Annotated in this window: 4 protein-coding genes; 3 read left to right on the top strand and 1 reads right to left on the bottom strand. The window is 70.1% G+C overall.

Annotation, left to right across the window (positions count from 1 at the left end; translation table 11 throughout):
* Positions 1-292: hypothetical protein (locus tag AB0D04_RS42580; protein WP_362712862.1), on the bottom strand; the 292-nt coding region annotated here is incomplete at its 3' end.
* Between the two features lie 144 nt (positions 293-436).
* Here AB0D04_RS42580 and AB0D04_RS42575 point away from each other — a divergent pair.
* The 3 genes from AB0D04_RS42575 to AB0D04_RS42565 form a co-directional block, all read left to right on the top strand.
* Positions 437-775 (top strand): hypothetical protein, encoded by a 339-nt coding sequence (locus AB0D04_RS42575; RefSeq protein ID WP_362712861.1) that lies wholly within the window; start codon positions 437-439, stop codon positions 773-775.
* A gap of 231 nt (positions 776-1,006) precedes the next feature.
* Positions 1,007-2,290, top strand: a complete 1,284-nt coding sequence (locus tag AB0D04_RS42570; protein WP_362712859.1) for an Ig-like domain-containing protein — start codon at positions 1,007-1,009, stop codon at positions 2,288-2,290.
* 55 nt (positions 2,291-2,345) lie between these two features.
* Positions 2,346-2,594: hypothetical protein (locus tag AB0D04_RS42565; protein ID WP_362712857.1), on the top strand; the 249-nt coding region annotated here is incomplete at its 3' end.

Here is a 2,594-nt window from a genome sequence, read left to right as displayed (position 1 = left end):
GGCGGAACAGCCCGGCGCCCAGCGCGAGGCACACGGCGCCGCCGATGACATAGGGCGTGGTGTCGGGGCTGCCGGTGTCCGCGAGGAGGCGCCGGACGGCGGCGGAGTGCGGGGCGACGCCGGTCCCGGCGTCACCGGCGGCCGCGCCGGGGCGGGCCGCGGAGGCCGCCCGCAGGCCGGAGCCGGCCGCTCCGCCGTCGCCCATGCTCGCCTGCGCGGACGGTACGAACCACAGGGCGAACAGCACCGAACCGGCGGCAGCGGCGGTCAGCAGTGGTCGGCGTGCGGTCACCGAACGGTCCTCCTCGTGGTCCGGCGCATCGGCCGTCGCTGCCGGCCGGGGAGGCGGCGTTGACATGGGCCGTTGACCGCAGATGTTAGTGACCGCCGCGGGTCGCGGGGAAGTCGGGACACGGACGTGCTTACGCTCCGTCCCATGAGCAATGGTGAGACATCACGTTTTGTGCGGCTTCATGTGGAGCTGGTCATGGAGGTCACCGACGCCGAGCGGCTGACCGGTGCCGCCCTCGACCACATCGGCGGCGATCCGTCCCTCCCCGACGACCAGCGCCAGCAGGCCCTGGACACGGTCCGGGAGGACCCCGCGGAGGCGCTGGCCCATCTCGTCGACCCGTTCGACCTCGTCACGGCGGTGCCGGGCACCGAGCTCGCGCACGCCTCCTGGAGCAGTGAGGAGATGACCGACTACGACCCGGACGCCGAGTGGGACGCGGCGGAGTGGGATCTCGCGGACGACAGGACCGCGGAGGCCTGATCCCGCACCGGTCCCCGCCGACCCCTGCCGACCTCGGCCCCTGTATGACGTGGTTCATACGGGGGCCTCCTATCTGCGTGGATGCATTCCCTTTACGTCCGTTTTGAGTGGCATCCCCCACATCCCCCTTTTCTTTTCCGCCCGGGTGGCACACGGTCGATGAACGACAGACGTACGACAGCTCGACTCATCGGATCGGGAGTTCTGACGGGGGACCTGGGTTCGGTAGCTATGGAGATACGTGTGACAACGGACAGCAATCGCGGCAAGGGCCTGATAACCGGCGCCGCACTGCTCGGGGGCGTACTCACCCTCGCGGCGTGCGGCGGCGCCAATGGCGACGACGGCAGCCAGGCCGCACACAGCGCCAAGCCCCAGCACGAGAACGCCCGGCAGGTCGATGCCGCGGCCGCCCGGGACGCCTCGCAGGCCAAGATCGACATCGCACCCCAGGACGGCACGACCGACGCCGGCCTCAACAGCGACGCCAAGGTCACGGTCCGCGGCGGCACACTCACCCGTGTCACCATGACCTCCGTGGACGCCGGCACGACCGTCGCCGGCACCCTCGCCGCCGACGGCTCCTCCTGGAAGCCCGACACCGCGCTGGCCCGCGCCACGAAGTACAAGGTCACGGCCCACGCCGTGGACTCCCAGGGCCGCAAGGCGGTGGAGAACTCCACCTTCACCACCGTCTCCCCGTCGGACAGCTTCATCGGCACCTTCACCCCCGAGGACGGCTCGAAGGTCGGCGTCGGCATGCCGGTGTCCGTCAACTTCGACAAGCCGGTCGTGAACAAGCAGCGCGTCGAGTCCGCGATCAAGGTCGCCTCCAGCAGCAACCAGCAGGTCGTCGGCCACTGGTTCGGCGACAAGCGGCTGGACTTCCGCCCCCAGAGCTACTGGCAGGCCAACTCCAAGGTCACCATGAAGCTCGGCCTGGACGACGTCGAGGCCTCGCCGGGCGTCAAAGGCATCCAGAACAAGACCGTCAGCTTCACCGTCGGCCGCTCGCAGATCAGCACCGTCGACGCCAAGACGCACAAGATGACCGTGGTCCGCGATGGCCGCACGATCAAGACCATCCCGATCTCGGCCGGCTCCAAGGAGCACCCCACCTACAACGGCAAGATGGTCGTCTCCGAGAAGTTCAAGCAGACCCGGATGAACGGCTCCACCGTCGGCTTCGCCAAGAAGGACGGCAAGGGCGAGTACGACATCCCCGACGTCCCGCACGCCATGCGCCTGTCGGCGTCCGGCACCTTCATCCACGGCAACTACTGGGGCAAGGGCATCTTCGGCCACGCCAACACCAGCCACGGCTGCATCGGCCTGGAGGACGTCCGCGGCGCCAAGGACCCGGACACCGACGGCGCCTGGTTCTTCGAGCACTCGCGGCTCGGTGACGTCGTCGAGATGACCCACTCCGGCGACAAGGCCATCCAGCCCGACAACGGCCTCAACGGCTGGAACATGGACTGGTCGCAGTGGGTCGCCGGCAGCGCCCTGCAGTAACGGCCACCTGACGTCCCCGACGCCCGGCGGCGCCGTAAATACGGCGCGCCGGGCGTTGTTGCTGCCCAAGCTCTCGGCTCGGCTCGAGCAGGGGGGACCTCTGCGCGCCCGCCTCACCGCCGAGGGGCGTACATCGGTCAGCGCGCTGGTCCAACAGGGCGGCGCGGGCGAGGAGTTCGCCGCCACACGGGGCGCGGAGCGCGTGCTGCCGAGGACGGCGTACGTACAGGACGTGCGGGCGGTGGTGCGGCGCCCCTCGCCGCGCGAGCTCAGCGCGAACACCGTTCTCTCGCGCAGCGCCCCG

The organism is Streptomyces sp. NPDC048483 (genome assembly GCF_040651455.1).
GTDB lineage: Bacteria > Actinomycetota > Actinomycetes > Streptomycetales > Streptomycetaceae > Streptomyces.
The sequence above is the reverse complement of the archived record's forward strand: the minus strand, read 5'-3'. Positions and strand labels throughout refer to the sequence as shown.